The following is a 16,141-nucleotide window of genomic DNA, read 5'->3' as shown; positions in this document are numbered from 1 at the left end:
ATAATATGGTGGTTTAAGTATATAAATTGATAGTATTGTTGTATAAAAAAGGAGATTAAATTATATATTAAAAATTTATTATACAAAAGTTACAAATATAGATAAAGTGATAACAATGGTAAGTTCAGATATAGGTTCAAAAATCAAGTTTACAAAAGTCTCTGACAAAAGTCAATCTGTAGAAATAGACCAGAAATACGTAACATTAAGGGAAGGAACAAACAAGGTAATGGCCTTTCATTACAGAGCTCCAATATTCGAAACAATAGAGTTCGAACGTTTCTTCGATAAAATGCCATCCTCAGAGAAAATAATCGTAAATATAGGTGGAACTGGAGGATTTGGAGCACATTTCAGAGGCCTCGTTGAAGGAAAACAGAAAAACTACTCCCAAAATTTAAACCACCTCATATTGTATCTGGAAGAGTACAAATGCCCTAAAAAGGAAGAAGTCAAACAGATGAAAAAATCATCACACAGATTCGTAAACAAAGTTAAAAAGTGAATATCATGGGAAAGAAAACAAGCTTTCGTGACTTAAAGGACCTGCTTGACTTAAGGGAAGGGGAAATAGACGAACTGAACATGGAACTGGCTGAAAAGGAAGAGAAGATAGCCAAATACTCAAGATACATAACAAAGCTAAAGCATGAAAACGAACTGATGGAAATCAAGCTAAACAATGAAGTCAGCAACGAAAAGGCAAAAATCAAGGAACTGGATGATTTGGCAGAGAAAATCAAAGAAAAGGAAGCAATAATTGACGACAAACAGGAACAGGTAAAATACTTAAGAGAACTTATAAACGACTATAGGGAACAGATAAAGGAAACAACAGAAAACCTGGAACTTCAGTTGAGAAAAATAGCAAAAACATATGACGGCCTGATTGAACAGAAGGACAGAATCATCGAAAAGCAGGATAAGTCAATTGAAGAACTGAACAAAACAATAGAAGAAATAAGAAAAACAAATAAAACCAGCATGATAAATCTGGACCTTCAAAATAAAAAATATCAAAAGATGGTTGATGATTTGCAAAACAAATAGGTGGTTTAAATGCAATATTCAAAGGCTGCCGAAAAAATTTCCAAAAATATTGAAGAAAACAATATTCATTTTGTTAATAGGGAAACAATTGATGATAAGTACTATAAATTTCAGAAAAAATATTCTCCTGATATTTTAAGAAATTTAGATGATGGAGAATTATTGGAATATGTTTTTTTACATGATAACGATTCAGACAATCTTTGCTATGCATTGGAATTTGATAAGGAATATTCGAGATTTGGAAGTGTTTCTGGAGGAAGTTCTTTTAAATACTGTTTATTCAAAAGCAAATACAATAAATGGACTTCCGGAAAATCTCCAAAAAACAAAAGAGAATTATTGGAAAATGAAGCAATAGAATATGGAAGAAAGATTGTTGATGCATTGGTTGATTGTTGTGATACAATTGAAAAATCTTCCTTGAATTCAATAAAGGATTATGATATTCTTGAAAATAAATTGAACAATATTTTAAAGAATGTTGATTTGAAATCAACATATGTGTGGATTCATAAATATTTCCACATGATATTTCCCGATAAGTTCACCACAATTCATTCTGAGGAATGGAAAAATTACGTCTTGAATCAATTTGATATAAGCTCAACACATTCCTATTATTATAATGAAGGTCAATTGATTTCAATTATCAGGAACACATATTTGACATCCTATGAGTTCTATATAGCCTTTGAAAAACAATTCGGCAAGCTTCCAAAGGAAAATCCTACCAATAAGAATCAAATTTGGATCCTATCTCCCGGCGAACAGGCAAAACTATGGGAAGAATTTTTAGAAAATAATGTAATTGCAGTAGGTTGGGGAGCATTAGGAAACCTAAATGCATTTTCATCAAAAGACGAGATACATAAGGAATTAAAGAAAGTCTTTGGAAAGGCTTCCCATTCAGATAAAAATGCAATTTATGAATTTTCAAAAGAAATGAAAATAGGAGACATCGTTATCATAAAGAAGGGAAACAGTAAAATTTTGGGAGTCGGAAAGATTACATCCAATTACAGATACTCCGAAATTTTCGAAGACTATGACAATTATGCTAATTTAAGAAATGTAAAATGGTTAAAGGTCGGAGAATGGGACTCTGAAATAACTCTTCCCATTAAGACATTAACCAACATTACAAACACATATGGACATAAGCTTCTTGAAAAAATAGATCTTCCTAAAGTTTCCGATATCTATACAAAGGAACAGTTTTTAGATGAGGCAATATTTCTAGAGGATTCTTATGATGAACTGGTTGGTTTGCTTCAGCGCAAGAAAAATCTAATACTTCAAGGAGCTCCAGGTGTTGGAAAAACATTCATTGCTAAAAGATTGGCATATTCTCTGATAGGGGATAAAAATGAGGAAAGGGTTGAATTTGTCCAATTCCACCAGAGCTATTCCTATGAAGACTTCATTCAGGGATTCAAGCCAACTAAAGATGGATTTAAACTGGAAAACGGAGTGTTTTATAAGTTCTGTAAAAAGGCATCCAAAGATCCAGACAACGATTATTATTTTATCATCGATGAAATAAACAGGGGAAATATCAGCAAAATCTTCGGTGAACTAATGATGCTAATTGAAGAGGATAAGAGAGGAGAGGACTTTGCCATTAATTTAACCTATGGAAAAGAGAAATTCTATGTTCCTGAAAACGTTTATATAATTGGAATGATGAATACTGCTGACAGAAGCCTTGCAATGATAGATTATGCATTGAGAAGAAGATTTGTCTTCTATACAATCAGCCCGTTATTTGAAAACGACAGTGAAAATGGAGATATCTTAAAAAACGAATTGCTTCATAGGGGATTGTCCAATGTTCTAGCATCAAAGATTATTGAAAAATTCAGTCTTCTGAACGAAAAAATAGCTGATGATGAAGATTTGGGTTCAGGGTTTAAAATTGGCCATAGTTTCTTTTTAGGACATGGCAATTTTGATGAAGAATGGTATAAATCAATTATTAACTTTGAAATAGCTCCAATCATAAAGGAATATTGGTTTGATGACTTGGAAAAGGCAGAAAAAGAAATTGAATTCCTAAATGACATTTGAGAACAATGATTGAATCTGAAATCCCTATTCAAAACATCTATTATATGTTAAGCTATGCATATAAAAGATTAAAGATAAACGAAACTATCTTCAAAGAATCAGTTGACTTTAATAACATTTATGACTTATTATCACGCATTCTGATAAATATAGTGAATACTTTAATAAAAAGGGGATTTTATAAGGATTATATTCAAGTGAATGATGACATTAAAGGCGTAAAGGGAAAGATAAATCTTTCAGATTCAATTAAACGTCAAACATTACTAAACCACTCTCTCAATTGTGAATTTGATGAATTTGCTGAGGATGTGCCATTTAATCAGATCATTAAAGCTACTATTGATTCCCTTTTAAGAATAAGGGACTTAAATAAAAAATATAAAAAGCAATTAAAGAAATTCAGACCTTTTTTCATTAATGTATCCAATATTGAATTAAACAAACAAATTTTCAAGTCATTAAACTGGAATAGGAATAATAAATATTATAATGTTGCAATAACAATATGTGAGCTTATTTTTCTTTACAAACTCCCTAACGACAATATAGATGGAAAGATTGCTTTTAAAGATTTTATTCAGAGCTTTGAAAAGGAATTGGCTAATCTGTTCGAAGAGTTTGTATATAATTTTTATAAAAGGGAGCTAAACGATATTAGGGTTCATAAACCTCATATTAAGTGGAATATTGATGATGAATTCAATAATGTTGGTTTGGAGTATTTGCCCAACATGAGAACAGATATTGTGCTGGAAACGAATGATAGCCAATTAATAATAGATACAAAGTTCTACAAGTCCATTTTTAGTAATTTTCATGAAATCGAGAAAATAAACTCGTCAAACCTTTATCAAATCACCAATTATATATCAAATAGTGATTTTGAAGGTGAAATTCAAGGAATGTTGTTATATGCTTCACTGGGGAAAGATATTGATTATCAATATAGAATAAACAATCATAACATATATATCAAAACTCTCGATTTAAATCAAAATTGGGAAGAAATAGAAAAAAGGTTAAAGGAAATAGCTGGATTACTTAATCAATAACCTTTACTTTGCTGTAATCCAAATCTTCTTTTGTTTTACCTTCTCTTTGAATAGCTGGCACGCCCAAAGCCATTATTCCTACGATGCGGTAGTTTTCTCCAACATCAAGTATTTCACGAACGTTTTCCTCCGCATCTCTGCCTTCAACATCCTTTCTCATGTGTATCTGTATCCAGCAGCTTCCAATGTCTTCGCCAGCCGCCATGAGGTGCATGTAGGTCAATGCGATTGATGAGTCCTCAATCCATGTGTCTGCTTTTTCGGTATCTCCAAGAACAACTATTCCTACATTTGCATTTTTCAGAAACTGTGATCCTGCAGCCTTGCTTTCACTCAATTCATTTAAGATTTCCCTGTTTTTAACTACGTAGAATTCACATGGGTTCCTGTTTCTGCTTGTAGGTGCGAGGAGTGCTGCCTGTATGATTTTATCCAGCTTTTCTTCACTTATATCTTCATCTTCATATTCTCTTATGCTTCTTCTTTTGTACATTGTTTCTAGAGTATTCATTTTTTCACCTTAATCAAGTTCATCTGATGGTATTTTGTAATATGGGTCTTTTAGAATATCAACTTCCACAAATTCACTTACGTCTTTAAGCAGTTCAATGCAGTCTGGACTTAAATGACTCAACAGGACTTTCACTCCATTCTGGTCAAATCTTTTTGTAACATCATTTACTGCTGCCAATGCAGACTGATCCACGAGTCTTGATGCCAGAAAGTTAATCACGACAGTTTCTGCCTTTGTATCATAGTTGAAGGCATCCTTGAATTCTGTTGTTCCTGCAAAGAATAGGGGTCCTCTTATTTCATAGTATTCCGTATTGTTTTTCTCGTCAAAGGAGTATATTATCTGGACTCTTTTTGCAGCTTCCCATGCAAACGCAAGGGCGCTTATGCAGACTCCTATTATTACTGCAATAGCCAGATTATTCATCACTACCGTAATTATTGTCACTATTATCATTACTGCCTGATCCACTCTTGGAACGTTTTTAAGCAGATGGAGGCTGGCCCATTCGAATGTTGTTATTGCCACCATAAACATTACTCCCACGAGAGCGGCTATAGGTATCTTTTCAACCAGAGGTGCTGCAAAGAGTATGATTAGAAATATTACTATTCCTCCAGTTATTCCGCTTATTCTTGTTCTTGCACCGGAGTTCAGGTTTATCATTGTCTGACCTACCATTGCACAGCCTCCCATTCCCTGGAAGAATCCGCATACGAAGTTTGCAATTCCCTGAGCTACACTTTCACGGTTTGCCTTACCTCTGCTGTTTGTCATTTCATCCACTACGTTTACTGTAAGCAATGTCTCGATGAGTCCTACTGCTGCCATGAGTATTGCATATGGTAAAACTATCATAAACGCTTCAAAAGTCAATGGAACTTGAGGTATATGGAAAACAGGAAGTCCACCTGAAATTGATGCAATGTCTCCAAGGGTTTTTGTTGAGATGCCGAAAACAGAGCTGATGATTGAAACTCCCAAAATGGCCATCAATGCAGATGGAACCTTTTTTGAAATCTTGGGAAACAGGTAAACAATCAGCATGCTTAAGACTATAAAGACGATCATTATGGCCAATGGCATTCCACTGATCCATGCTCCTGAAGGTGTTTTAAGCTGTTCGAACTGGGATATGAAAATAAGAATTGCAAGACCGTTCAGAAAACCGTAGACAACAGGTCTTGGAACCAGACGAATGAATTTGGCCAACTTAAAAACGCCGATGAGAATCTCTATTATTCCCATTAAAATTGCAGCCAAAAACAGATATTCTATACCGTACTGAACAACCAGAGCAACGCTGACGACAGCTACACTCCCAGCGGCTCCTGAAATAAGTCCTGGCCTACCGCCAATCAATGCAGTGATAAAGCAGATGATGGCTGCAGTGTATATTCCAGTTAATGGATTTACATGAGCTACAATTGCAAATGCTATGCACTCAGGCATCAAAGCCAATGCCACTGTAAGACCTGAAAGGATCTCCAATTTGATGTTGGCATTTTTAAATTGATCAAAATAAGACATTGTTTATATTATTTATTGACGATTCATATTAAATTTTATTGCTTTGAAAAAATCATGAAATCCTCTATTAGGAATTTGCCAAAAAAGGAAATTTTATAGAAGATTAGTCTCTTCTATATAAACCAACAGCTGCCAAAACTACTAATACTAATGCAACAATAGGAAGACCAGTTTTTTCCAAATGGGTCTCAACCGCCGGTTTTGCAGGTGATTTCATTGGTGGTTCACCAGCTGCAGGAACATCAGTATTGTTGATTGCGTTTGTAGTATTGGTTGTGCTATTATCTTTTACATCAGAAACGGGTTTTTCCAGATGCGTTGCTGTTGACATAAAGGAAATCAAGGTGGTTGTGCTGAGTATTCTCATCTATCAGTACAATGGCTCCACCTACAAGTTCACCATCTAAAACAGCCTTGTAGGCATGGCTTCTTTCATCATTTAATGATTGGTCTATATGTGATTCTGGGAGAATTTCAACGTCGATTTTCCCATAGAAGTCGGTTGCTCCCTTTTGAAAGGCATGCTGAATGTCATTTTTAAACTGTTCAATATCCTCTTTTTCAAGCTCCTTAATTTCTAAACTCATATTGTCACCTTAATTAATAAATATGATTTTGCATATAATATTTACTATGAATTCATGGATTTGTCTTGTTATTGCAGGATTTTTTGAGATGGTTTGGGTATTGGCCCTTAAATTCTCCGACAACTTTAAAAAGATCGAGTATGTTGTTTTGACAATTGTTGCAATGATTTTAAGCTTGCTTTTTCTGTCATTCTCTTTCAAATCCATTCCTACAGGAACCGCATATGCATGCTGGACTGCAATTGGGGCTGTTGGAGTTATTGTAGTGGGCATGTTGTTTCTGGGGGAATCCACTTCTTTTTTAAGAATCCTGTTCATAAGCTTAATTGTTATTGGTATTGTTGGCCTTAAGCTCGTTAGCTGATTCGTTTCTTCTTCTATAAACGAGATATCCTGCAATGGCCATGATTATAAGGACAATCAGAAGATGTTCTACTGTGGTCATATGTCCTGAAATGTCTTTGGAAAGGGTTCCAAATTCCCATCCGATAAATCCAAGTATCAATGCTCTTGTAACTCCTCCAAGAAATGTGGTAATCAGGAATTTTCTTGGATTGTATCTCATTATTCCGCAAAATACGCTTATTACCATATTCGGAATTACGGGGATTACTCGAGTGAGATAGATATATAGATAATCTCTTTTCAAATTGGAAACTCCACTTTCGAATTTTTCTATTTCATCCCAGTTTAGGCCAATATACCTTCCGTATCTGTCAACGAAGGGTTTTCCAATATAATAGCATAATGAATATATTATTGTGGACCCTATTGTTATTCCAAGGCCTACAGGTATTGAAATGTTGAATAATAGCTTTCCTAATGAGTGTAGGTTTATTGGATCTGCCTTTAGCATGAAAAATCCCCCAGTAACTACAATCAATGTTGATGGAACCGGTGCAATTATTGATCCTATCAGTGTGGCTACAAACACTCCTATGGCGCCGTAATGTAGGAAAAACATATTGACAAGTTCTATTAAGTATTCAAGCATATTAATCTCCCTAATCTTTATTAGTCATTTTATTTATAATAGTTAAGTACATTTTACACACGAAATAGAAAATATAAGTATTCGGATAACTATAAATTATTTCATGTTAGCGGACATTAGGGAATTCATGGTAAACAATGAGGATAGAATGGTTGAGCTCCAGGAACTTTTGACATCAATTCCGGCTATCGCTCCTGAAAGTGGAGGTGACGGTGAGTCCGAAAAGGCAAAAGCTCTTCTAGAATGGCTTGAAAATGCAGGTTTTGAAGACATTGAACTGTATGGGGCACCGGACAAGAGGGTGAGTTCTGGGGTAAGGCCAAGCATTGCAGTAACCGTTCCTGGAAAAAGTCAGCAGAACATATGGATAATGGCCCATATGGATGTTGTTCCAGTTGGCGATTTGTCATTATGGGATACCAATCCTTGGAAATGTACTAGAAAGGATGGAAAGCTCTACGGAAGGGGATGTGAGGACAACCAGCAGGGCCTGATATCTGCAGCATTTGCAGCACTGTATTTTGTTGAAAATGAGATAGTTCCAGAATATAACATTAAGCTACTGTTTGTTGCTGATGAGGAAAATGGAAGTCAATACGGCTGCATCTGGCTTGCTGAAAATACAGATCTTTTTAAAAGTGATGATTTGGTGATAATTCCTGATGGTGGTGACAGCAGGGGAGAAACAATTGAAATAGCTGAAAAGAACATATTGTGGCTTAAGTTTGATGTTCATGGAAAACAGGCACATGGATCAAGGCCTGATACTGGAAGCAACGCCTGTCTTGCAGCAAGCGACCTTGTTTTGAGAATTCATCAACTGGAAAACAGGTTCAATAGGACAGATCCATTGTTCAAGCCCGACTACAGCACCTTACAGCCAACAAAACATGATTCAAATGTTGATAGCATTAACATAATTCCAGGGGAGGATACAATCTGCATGGACTGCAGAATAATCCCCGTCTACACAAATAAGGAGGTTTTAAGGGAGGTTGATGGAATTGTTGAGGATATTGAAGATGAGTATGATGTTTCAATAGACTATTCCATTCCACAGCAATCAGAAAGTCCGCAGACACCTGAGGATTCCCCTATAGTTCAAATGTTGTCAGATGCAATCATGAAGTCGCATGGTCAGGAAACTGAGCTTATAGGAATCGGCGGTGGAACTGTGGCGGGGGATTTGAGAAGGCATGGGATTGACTGTGCTGTATGGAGTACATTGGACAGCCTGGCCCATCAGCCAAATGAGTACTGCGTAATTGAAAACATGATAAGGGATGCGATCACATTGGCTGCAATTTTTGAAAATTAATAAAAACAATGTTTTTCAATTGCTCCATATATATCATCAACTTCCAAAAACACCAGAAAAGCTTATTAATGTCGTTGTATATATTTTATGCATAAGGAGTGAATTTCATGTCAAGACACGATAACGTTAAAATATTTGAAGATACAATTAACCAATGTTTCATAAACAGAAAACTCAGAGAGGCAATCGACAATTCAATAGAAAAACAGAAAGTGATAGACTACACATTTAACGATACACCAGCAAGATATGGCAGGCCAGCCAAAACAATAATCTCCAGAAAAAGAACATTCGAGGCAGCTTCAAAATACAAGAACAAACATGTAGGTGTTCTGAACTTTGCATCATACACAAATCCTGGAGGTGGGGTGTTTGGAGGTTCAAGAGCTCAGGAAGAAGCACTTTGCAGATGCAGCACACTATACATCCCACTAAAAAACACGGAAAAGGAATATCATGAAAAACACAGACAGCAAATAAAAGACGGTGAAATAGACGTATTGTATGGTGACGACTGCATTTACACTCCAGACGTTGTCGTATTCAAGTCAGACACCTCAAATCCACAGATGCTGGATGAAAATGAATGGTATAAGGTGGATGTAATCAGCGCGGCGGCACCAAACCTTAGAAAAGACCCAAGCAACAAGTACAATCCAGACAGCGGCAATCATCAAATAGAAATATCCGATTATGGATTGTTCAACATTCAAAAGTCAAGAATCAGACAAATATTCTCAATAGCCAAGGAAACAGGAATAGAAGTGTTGATTGTAGGTGCCTTCGGCTGCGGAGCCTTTAAAAATCCTCCAAAAGTTGTTGCAAACGCATTTAAGGAAGTCATTGAAGAATTCAAAAACGATTTCGAAGTAATAGAAATAGCAATAGCTGGAACCAGGGACACTAGAAATCTGGACACATTTAGAAGAGTATTTAATTAAAAATATTCAACTTCTTTTAAACGAATTTGCAAACTTGACAACCCTCCTGGAACGATAGGAGTCAATAATGTTGTTCAGGTTTTCAATTTCATTTTCATAGTTCTTTATGCCCTGATAATGATCCTTCTTGAATTCAATAAACTCCTTATGGAGATCTGAATAGTTTTTCCTCAAGGCATTATGTTCTTTTTTTAGAGCCATATTCTTGTTATTAAGTTCCGAATAACTGTTGTTGAGGTCCAGATAGCTCTTATTAAGGTTAATGTACCCTTCAAGGTAAGGATTATCAGTAGTTACTTCATTCTTTGGATGTGCATAGATGTAATGATACTTGTCTAAAAAGTCAGCAACCTTACGAAATTCATCATAGTCCTTTTCAGTAAACGGGATGACGCCGGCTTCGTTCAGTTTGGTTAGATATTTGGACAATGCATCCTTTGAAGGAAATGTCTTTTCCATAAAAGTAGTATTGACCCTTTCATACAAATTCAAATCCAGATCATCTACAAATTCAATAGCTTCCTTAGGAATATGCAAATAAAGTTTATTAAGATAATCCAAACATCCATTTTTTATTAAATATAAACTTATGAAATCAGCATTCAATGAACGGCCCCATTTCATCTTATATTTGACATGGGAGAAATCCGGAGAGATATTGAGATTTCTGTTGAATTTTTTATTGACAGTATCTAAAATCAAACCCTTTCTGAAGTATTTTTCGCTTCCTACCGGAGCAAGGGATTCGAATGAATCCTCCACAAGTTCGGGAAAATGGTGGGAAACGACCATTGCAGTTCCAATTTCTGTCAAGGCCTGAGCATATTTGACAGTTTTAATACCATGGTAATTAAATGGAGCCTCATACAGGTTTTCATCTGAATTGGGATTTTTGACATAAAACATATAGTTAGGTTTCATAATGGTTCCAAAGACAGTATATCCTGTATTCAAATAGTCTGAGTACAACAGTGTTCCAATTCCCATAAATTCCTCAGTGTTTCTATTGAATCCCTCTGTAACAAGATTGGTTTTAACCCTGTAAGGATTGAATCTTTTAAAGAATTTTACTTCACGTTCAAAATCACCGCCAAATTCCAGATATACAAGTTCCGTATTCTCAGGCATTAGAGTATAGGTGGCCAGACTGTCAAAGCCTCCGCTGAAATTAAGAGTAAAATTCTCCTTCTCCTTTTTAGGGGCCTCTTCACCTATTTCAACAGTAACTGTAGCTGATGCATATTCCTCAATATTCTTTTTGACGCTTGGTGAAACAGTCAAATCTTCAATAATCATCTTATCATACTTCTCTCCTGCAAGAGTAGCTATGGAATATGCAATGGAATCGTTGGAAGGGATTATATCCTCAGACAGGTCAAAATATATCTCTGATCCGTCTAAATCATCGCCTTCAATTTTAAAATCAATTCTCCCTTCCTTTATTTTAAAATCCTTAAAGATAATTTTCATTATTCTCCCTCAAACAATACTCCTTATTAATATTATTATGTTTAAAGTATAAATTTATTATTAAAAAGTGATTGTATTTAATCATGGATTTTTTATTGGTTGGTTGCAAACTGAAGGTGCTGTTTTAATAGTTGGACCAAAATGGTGCGGAAAAACCACAACTGCTTCAAGACATGCCAATAGTATTTTAGAATTACATAATCCTGATGAGAGGAATGCTTATCTTAGATTAGCTGAGGTTAAACCATCTGCTCTTTTAAATGGAGAAAAACCAAGATTGATTGATGAATGGCAGATTGCTCCAGTCATATGGGATGCTGTTCGAATTAGTGTTGATAAATCAGAAGGAGATGGATTATACATATTAACAGTTCCACTTCTGTTGATGAAAACAAGATAATGCATAGTGGAACAGGTAGAATAATTCGTTCAATGATGAGACCTATGAGTTTATATGAAAGTAATGAATCAAATGGCAAAGTATCAAATTTAAATACTTTTGGCTTTATTTTTGAAAACATATGTATTCGTGATTTAAGTGTTTATACTTCATTATATGATGGTAAAATTTCATATTATGGAGATAGGAATAATCTAGAAGTTGATTGTGTTATTCATTTAAGGGATGGAAGTTATGCTTTAATTGATTTTAAGCTAGGTTCATCTGAAGAAGAAAAGGGTGCAAAAAATCTTATTAAATTAAAAGAAGCTATTAAAGAAAAAGGTATGAGGGAACCAAGTTTTTTAGCTATTGTAAATGGGGGTCCAGTTGCATATACTCGTAAAGATGGCATAAAAGTATTACCAATAGGAGTTCTTAAATAAGTATGATAGGTATATTAGAAGTATAGATTATATTATAACTTATTAAATATTACCACTAGCATAACAAATATAAGTCTTATGTTTATTGTATCAATATACTTTCAATATATTGTAATAATTCTATTAATTAATATTTTCTATTAATATACTTTACATAATAAATACCTAACCATTATTTACATGAAATAGATTTGTAGTATAATGTCTACAATATTACTTTTTATTACTTTTTATTGCAAAAAGTATTATAGTATCATTTCAAGTGTAAATTTAATGATTTTTCAGTCGAAATTCAAAACTTGGAAAAAATATAAAAATGAGTTAGTACGATATATATGTAGTGATAGAAATAACTATGTTTTGCCATAGTTATTTCGGCCATATTTTGATGATTGTTTTCTACTTCGTAATAGTACAGTTTAACGAACTAAATTTTTAATGATTTTTCCAAAAACTCATGGGATTTCTTCACCAAAAATTTTATAATGTTTCAATTGTAATATAATATTGTGGTTAAAATGTGTAATGCATTTTACTTCAAGAAAAAATCCAAAAAACTAGAAATGATATCATGAAAAGAATACTGATAATACTTGTTGCATTTCTGATGATTTCTACAGTGGCTGCAACAGACAGTTCCCACTGGAAGGAAATATCCCTGAAGGGTCATGACTTTAAAATTCCTCTAGAATATGAGAACGGAAAATTCATGACATATTCATATGAATCAGGAAGCTTCACTCTGGCGGCAGTAGACGAGATACTAGAAGCCAACTATGGATTCATAGCTGAAAACCCTACTGTAATTGAAGACAATCTGACAATTGCTGGCCATCCGGTCAAATACATCAAGTACAACGGCCAATGGTCAAGGGCATACTTCCCAACAGGAGATTCAATATATTGCATAATGTGGAAGGGAACAAGCATGACTCCCGAAATTGAAGAAATCATAGCTACTTCAGCAATGCCATCCATATCAATCGATGCATTTTATGGAAAGTTGACAAAGGCACTTGAAGGCTACAGGGAAAGTCAAAGAAATGTCTACTATGATATGGATCCATATGACGACATTGAGGACTGGGAAGAATACGAGGCATACGGTGACTGGTAAAAAAGAGGGTAAATATGGTATACTGTCCAAAATGCGGAAAGGAAAATGTGGATGGGGCTAGATACTGCAGAAAATGCGGCCACAGATTCAAAAGGCAATTACCCAAAAGAAAATATGTTGCAGCGGCAGCAGTCATTGCAGGCATTATCATCATTCTGGCAATTGCAATGGGTTCTGAAGATACGGAAGCTCCTGCAAACGTCACTGCACCTGCAAACAACACTACAGTTCCTGAAACACAAAACACAACCTCTCTTGGAGGGCTGATATTCAATGTTCCTAAGGGATATGAGGAATATTCGTCAAACAGGACCAAGGTATTGGGAGAGGAAGACAATACTGTTGACGTATACATCAAATACTTCAGAAAAGGCAACGATACTTTGAGAATCCTTGTAGGCAAGCTTGAAAGCGGAGCATCAATGAGTTCCGGCTATCTTGACATCTATCTTGAAGATTCAGGATTTGAAATAGAAAACAGGACAATAAATAGCAGGCCGGGATATTACTTTGTCGATGATCTAGAGCCTCCGGTATGGTACCATTTCGTATTCATGAGGAGTGGAAAGCTTGTTGACCTTTCAGCCAGCGATGAAGGAATCATGAAAGGTCTTATTTGAGGGTTAACTTTACCTTTTCATGATATAATCAAATAAATTAAATATAATGATAAATATCTTTAACTTAATATGGTGACAATATGAAGTTTGACAGAAATCATTTGGCGCTGTGCATTCTCATGATGACATTTGCATTGTCCATAAGCCAAAGCATGGCATTTGAAGATGTTTCCACAATCAACATAACTGATGACGGACACATCCAATTCAATATAACAGGATTTCAATGTGAAAATCAGGAAACTGAAGACAACACCACATCCTTTGAAATAACTGACAGCCAAGGAAGATGGGCTGAAATAACAATCCATAACTCTTCAATGAACAATCCTCATTCTAAGGAAGTGGAATACATGCATGCTGAATTCTATAGGCCATGGGGAATGTGGATAGGAAACTACAGTGGAGAATACTACTCCCTCATAGTCACCCAATCCAGTGACGACAGCTATTTTGACACAGAATGGGTAAATGGGAGATTGATTTTCAATTGAAAAATGGTTTACAGGAAATAAAATAGTTTTGGATGTCTTTAGATTTTTAGAATATATCATTTAAAGAATTAAACTAATTTGTAAAAGGAGAATTGAGCAAACAAACTATTATAAGGAAGACAGAAGTGTTAGGCATTTTTCAGTGCCTTTCATGTAAACATAAATAAACATGAAAAACTTAAATGATGTCTCAGCAACCATAATTGTTACTGAACTCATCATAAAAATAGTGAAATATCTGAGGAAGTAAAAATACTTCCTCACTCAAATTTTATTTATTTGTTTTTTTAGATGTCTTTAGTGTAAACATAAATAAACTTATATTATTAAATAATTGGAAATTTTGCTTAATCAAAAAAAGATAAATTTTAGTAGAAATTTCATAATCAAAGAACCACTAAAATTAATTGGCTATGCATAAGGGTCACATGCGGGACAATGGCCTGATCCCGGCCCTCCGTGTGATGGGTCATTTTGTGTTTGCCTAATGGATTCGTCAGCCCTGTCTGATTGATAACGACTTTTTCCATCAATTTGGTTCTTATGCGCCCACTCCACAGCATCATCTTGGCTATTTTGTTTATTTGAAGTGGATTCAACTGTTTTATCAATTTCTCCAGATTCATTTTCAGTAATATTGGTGGTATTATTTGCAATAGTCATATTTGTAGGCTCGCTATTGGAATTTGAAAAATAAATTGCTCCTGCAACAATGCAGCCTGCAGCGATTATTGCAATTACTATTACAATCAATTGTTTATTGTTCATGATTATAATTTTGTTATTATCTTATTTTAAAATTATTGATTAAAAAAAGAAGGAACAGGAATCAATGCTCCCTAAACTGCCATCATTTCCTGGCAGCATCTATTATTGCATTGTGGTCTTTAATGAATTGTGCCTGTTCTGGAGTTTCAGCAGTGGAAGGATCAAAATAGGCCCATTCGCTAGCTACCTTTTTATTGTAACATGTAGGGCATTCATATATGCTTGGATATCCATGATGGCAGGAATTTGAATCTTCTGAGTCTGATGATTTTGTCACATGTTTTTCAACCACCATTTCCTTCACTTCCAATGGAGAGGTTGCATTTGATTCCTTGTATTCGTCATTTCCCTCAAACAGGCATTCCAGAGTGTAGTTTCCCGCTGAAATGTCTGAAATTCCATAGCTGGCGATTCCTTCATCATCTGTAACTGCATTTACAGTTATTTTCTTGCCGTCGGGAGATATGAGGCTGATGTTTATTGTTTGGTTTGCTATTGATGTTCCGTTTTCGGCGGCTAGCTTAACTGATACATTATCTCCAATAACTATTGTTGAAGGGGATGTAATGCTTAGTTCTGTTTCTTCCTGACTGTTGTGTGTTAAAATAAGAACGCTTGAGACTCCTGCTATGGAGATGATTATGGCAGCACATATTATAATTAGTTTTTTTGAATTCATTGTTTATCACTTGTTAACAATATATGTATTTTTTATTTAAAATAATTAAATTAGTTGCCTAAGCAAGTTTTTTATATGATGAAAATAAAAGATATAACTGTTATAAAAA

General features: G+C 34.8%; 18 protein-coding genes and 1 pseudogene. 11 read left to right on the top strand and 8 right to left on the bottom strand.

Annotated features, from left to right (window positions below):
- Positions 1–115 precede the first annotated feature (115 nt).
- Genes Q4P18_RS07905 through Q4P18_RS07890 form a run of 4 tightly spaced genes read left to right on the top strand, consistent with a single transcriptional unit; the run spans position 116 to position 4,175 of the window.
- Positions 116–505, top strand: coding sequence for a hypothetical protein (locus Q4P18_RS07905; RefSeq protein WP_303337618.1), 390 nt, complete (start codon positions 116–118; stop codon positions 503–505).
- A gap of 5 nt (positions 506–510) precedes the next feature.
- Positions 511–1,050: a glycosyl transferase gene (locus tag Q4P18_RS07900; protein WP_303337616.1), complete on the top strand. Its 540-nt coding sequence runs from the start codon at positions 511–513 to the stop codon at positions 1,048–1,050.
- 9 nt (positions 1,051–1,059) lie between these two features.
- On the top strand, positions 1,060–3,120 hold the full coding sequence (locus Q4P18_RS07895; protein ID WP_303337614.1) for an AAA family ATPase: 2,061 nt from the start codon (positions 1,060–1,062) through the stop codon (positions 3,118–3,120).
- 5 nt (positions 3,121–3,125) lie between these two features.
- A complete protein-coding gene (locus Q4P18_RS07890) occupies positions 3,126–4,175 on the top strand; it encodes a hypothetical protein (RefSeq protein ID WP_303337612.1) in 1,050 nt (349 codons plus the stop codon).
- Here Q4P18_RS07890 and Q4P18_RS07885 read toward each other — a convergent pair.
- The 4 genes from Q4P18_RS07885 to Q4P18_RS07870 form a co-directional block, all read right to left on the bottom strand.
- The gene (locus Q4P18_RS07885; protein WP_303337610.1) at positions 4,165–4,686 is read right to left on the bottom strand and encodes a nitroreductase family protein; all 522 of its coding nucleotides are present in this window, start codon (positions 4,684–4,686) and stop codon (positions 4,165–4,167) included. The genes Q4P18_RS07890 and Q4P18_RS07885 overlap by 11 nt on opposite strands.
- Positions 4,687–4,695: 9 nt before the next feature.
- Positions 4,696–6,219: a SulP family inorganic anion transporter gene (locus tag Q4P18_RS07880; protein WP_303337608.1), complete on the bottom strand. Its 1,524-nt coding sequence runs from the start codon at positions 6,217–6,219 to the stop codon at positions 4,696–4,698.
- A 103-nt stretch (positions 6,220–6,322) separates the two neighbouring features.
- Complete coding sequence (locus Q4P18_RS07875; protein WP_303337606.1) at positions 6,323–6,550, bottom strand: hypothetical protein; 228 nt, start codon at positions 6,548–6,550, stop codon at positions 6,323–6,325.
- A complete protein-coding gene (locus tag Q4P18_RS07870) occupies positions 6,513–6,806 on the bottom strand; it encodes a hypothetical protein (protein ID WP_303337604.1) in 294 nt (97 codons plus the stop codon). Before Q4P18_RS07870 ends, Q4P18_RS07875 begins: the two co-directional genes overlap by 38 nt.
- Positions 6,807–6,852: 46 nt before the next feature.
- On the opposite strand from Q4P18_RS07870, the gene Q4P18_RS07865 reads away from it, so the two are divergent.
- On the top strand, positions 6,853–7,170 hold the full coding sequence (locus Q4P18_RS07865) for a multidrug efflux SMR transporter (RefSeq protein WP_303337602.1): 318 nt from the start codon (positions 6,853–6,855) through the stop codon (positions 7,168–7,170).
- On the opposite strand, the gene Q4P18_RS07860 is transcribed toward Q4P18_RS07865, so the two are convergent.
- Positions 7,129–7,800 carry a DedA family protein gene (locus tag Q4P18_RS07860; protein ID WP_303337600.1) on the bottom strand — a complete coding sequence of 224 codons (672 nt, stop codon included), beginning with the start codon at positions 7,798–7,800 and terminating at the stop codon, positions 7,129–7,131. The genes Q4P18_RS07865 and Q4P18_RS07860 overlap by 42 nt on opposite strands.
- Positions 7,801–7,903: 103 nt before the next feature.
- Between Q4P18_RS07860 and Q4P18_RS07855 the strand changes: the two genes are divergently transcribed.
- Positions 7,904–9,118: a M20 family metallo-hydrolase gene (locus Q4P18_RS07855; protein WP_303337598.1), complete on the top strand. Its 1,215-nt coding sequence runs from the start codon at positions 7,904–7,906 to the stop codon at positions 9,116–9,118.
- A gap of 107 nt (positions 9,119–9,225) precedes the next feature.
- A complete protein-coding gene (locus tag Q4P18_RS07850) occupies positions 9,226–10,059 on the top strand; it encodes a TIGR02452 family protein (RefSeq protein WP_303337596.1) in 834 nt (277 codons plus the stop codon).
- A 6-nt stretch (positions 10,060–10,065) separates the two neighbouring features.
- On the opposite strand, the gene Q4P18_RS07845 is transcribed toward Q4P18_RS07850, so the two are convergent.
- Complete coding sequence (locus Q4P18_RS07845; protein ID WP_303337594.1) at positions 10,066–11,529, bottom strand: hypothetical protein; 1,464 nt, start codon at positions 11,527–11,529, stop codon at positions 10,066–10,068.
- 67 nt (positions 11,530–11,596) lie between these two features.
- Between Q4P18_RS07845 and Q4P18_RS08530 the strand changes: the two are divergent.
- The 4 genes and pseudogenes from Q4P18_RS08530 to Q4P18_RS07820 all read left to right on the top strand — a co-directional run bounded on the left by Q4P18_RS08530 (position 11,597) and on the right by Q4P18_RS07820 (position 14,585).
- Positions 11,597–12,354: pseudogene (locus Q4P18_RS08530) on the top strand (AAA family ATPase).
- 571 nt (positions 12,355–12,925) lie between these two features.
- Positions 12,926–13,471 carry a hypothetical protein gene (locus tag Q4P18_RS07830; protein WP_303337589.1) on the top strand — a complete coding sequence of 182 codons (546 nt, stop codon included), beginning with the start codon at positions 12,926–12,928 and terminating at the stop codon, positions 13,469–13,471.
- Positions 13,472–13,485: 14 nt separating this feature from the next.
- A complete protein-coding gene (locus Q4P18_RS07825; protein WP_303337587.1) occupies positions 13,486–14,091 on the top strand; it encodes a zinc ribbon domain-containing protein in 606 nt (201 codons plus the stop codon).
- Between the two features lie 80 nt (positions 14,092–14,171).
- Positions 14,172–14,585, top strand: coding sequence for a hypothetical protein (locus tag Q4P18_RS07820; RefSeq protein WP_303337585.1), 414 nt, complete (start codon positions 14,172–14,174; stop codon positions 14,583–14,585).
- 411 nt (positions 14,586–14,996) lie between these two features.
- Here the strand turns inward: Q4P18_RS07820 and Q4P18_RS07815 are convergent, their stop codons facing one another.
- Together Q4P18_RS07815 and Q4P18_RS07810 are read right to left on the bottom strand one after the other, a co-directional pair.
- Positions 14,997–15,353: a hypothetical protein gene (locus Q4P18_RS07815; protein WP_303337583.1), complete on the bottom strand. Its 357-nt coding sequence runs from the start codon at positions 15,351–15,353 to the stop codon at positions 14,997–14,999.
- An 82-nt stretch (positions 15,354–15,435) separates the two neighbouring features.
- Entirely contained in the window at positions 15,436–16,032 is a 597-nt protein-coding gene (locus tag Q4P18_RS07810) for an Ig-like domain-containing protein (RefSeq protein WP_303337581.1), read from the bottom strand.
- Positions 16,033–16,141 lie beyond the last annotated feature (109 nt).

It is taken from the genome of Methanobrevibacter sp. (genome assembly GCF_030539665.1).
In the GTDB taxonomy this organism is placed as follows: Archaea; Methanobacteriota; Methanobacteria; order Methanobacteriales; family Methanobacteriaceae; genus Methanocatella.
This window is presented reverse-complemented; position numbering and strand designations above follow the sequence as displayed.

Excerpts from the sequence above, each read along its gene's own strand:
- Q4P18_RS07845 (WP_303337594.1), bottom strand. The coding sequence starts at position 11,529 with ATGAAAATTATCTTTAAGGATTTTAAAATAAAGGAAGGGAGAATTGAT.
- Q4P18_RS07830 (WP_303337589.1), top strand. The coding sequence starts at position 12,926 with ATGAAAAGAATACTGATAATACTTGTTGCATTTCTGATGATTTCTACA.
- Q4P18_RS07850 (WP_303337596.1), top strand. The coding sequence starts at position 9,226 with ATGTCAAGACACGATAACGTTAAAATATTTGAAGATACAATTAACCAA.
- Q4P18_RS07890 (WP_303337612.1), top strand. The coding sequence starts at position 3,126 with ATGATTGAATCTGAAATCCCTATTCAAAACATCTATTATATGTTAAGC.
- Q4P18_RS07875 (WP_303337606.1), bottom strand. The coding sequence starts at position 6,550 with ATGTCAACAGCAACGCATCTGGAAAAACCCGTTTCTGATGTAAAAGAT.
- Q4P18_RS07870 (WP_303337604.1), bottom strand. The coding sequence starts at position 6,806 with ATGAGTTTAGAAATTAAGGAGCTTGAAAAAGAGGATATTGAACAGTTT.
- Q4P18_RS07825 (WP_303337587.1), top strand. The coding sequence starts at position 13,486 with ATGGTATACTGTCCAAAATGCGGAAAGGAAAATGTGGATGGGGCTAGA.
- Q4P18_RS07905 (WP_303337618.1), top strand. The coding sequence starts at position 116 with ATGGTAAGTTCAGATATAGGTTCAAAAATCAAGTTTACAAAAGTCTCT.
- Q4P18_RS07820 (WP_303337585.1), top strand. The coding sequence starts at position 14,172 with ATGAAGTTTGACAGAAATCATTTGGCGCTGTGCATTCTCATGATGACA.
- Q4P18_RS07885 (WP_303337610.1), bottom strand. The coding sequence starts at position 4,686 with ATGAATACTCTAGAAACAATGTACAAAAGAAGAAGCATAAGAGAATAT.
- Q4P18_RS07815 (WP_303337583.1), bottom strand. The coding sequence starts at position 15,353 with ATGAACAATAAACAATTGATTGTAATAGTAATTGCAATAATCGCTGCA.
- Q4P18_RS07865 (WP_303337602.1), top strand. The coding sequence starts at position 6,853 with ATGAATTCATGGATTTGTCTTGTTATTGCAGGATTTTTTGAGATGGTT.
- Q4P18_RS07855 (WP_303337598.1), top strand. The coding sequence starts at position 7,904 with ATGTTAGCGGACATTAGGGAATTCATGGTAAACAATGAGGATAGAATG.
- Q4P18_RS07895 (WP_303337614.1), top strand. The coding sequence starts at position 1,060 with ATGCAATATTCAAAGGCTGCCGAAAAAATTTCCAAAAATATTGAAGAA.
- Q4P18_RS07880 (WP_303337608.1), bottom strand. The coding sequence starts at position 6,219 with ATGTCTTATTTTGATCAATTTAAAAATGCCAACATCAAATTGGAGATC.
- Q4P18_RS07860 (WP_303337600.1), bottom strand. The coding sequence starts at position 7,800 with ATGCTTGAATACTTAATAGAACTTGTCAATATGTTTTTCCTACATTAC.
- Q4P18_RS07900 (WP_303337616.1), top strand. The coding sequence starts at position 511 with ATGGGAAAGAAAACAAGCTTTCGTGACTTAAAGGACCTGCTTGACTTA.
- Q4P18_RS07810 (WP_303337581.1), bottom strand. The coding sequence starts at position 16,032 with ATGAATTCAAAAAAACTAATTATAATATGTGCTGCCATAATCATCTCC.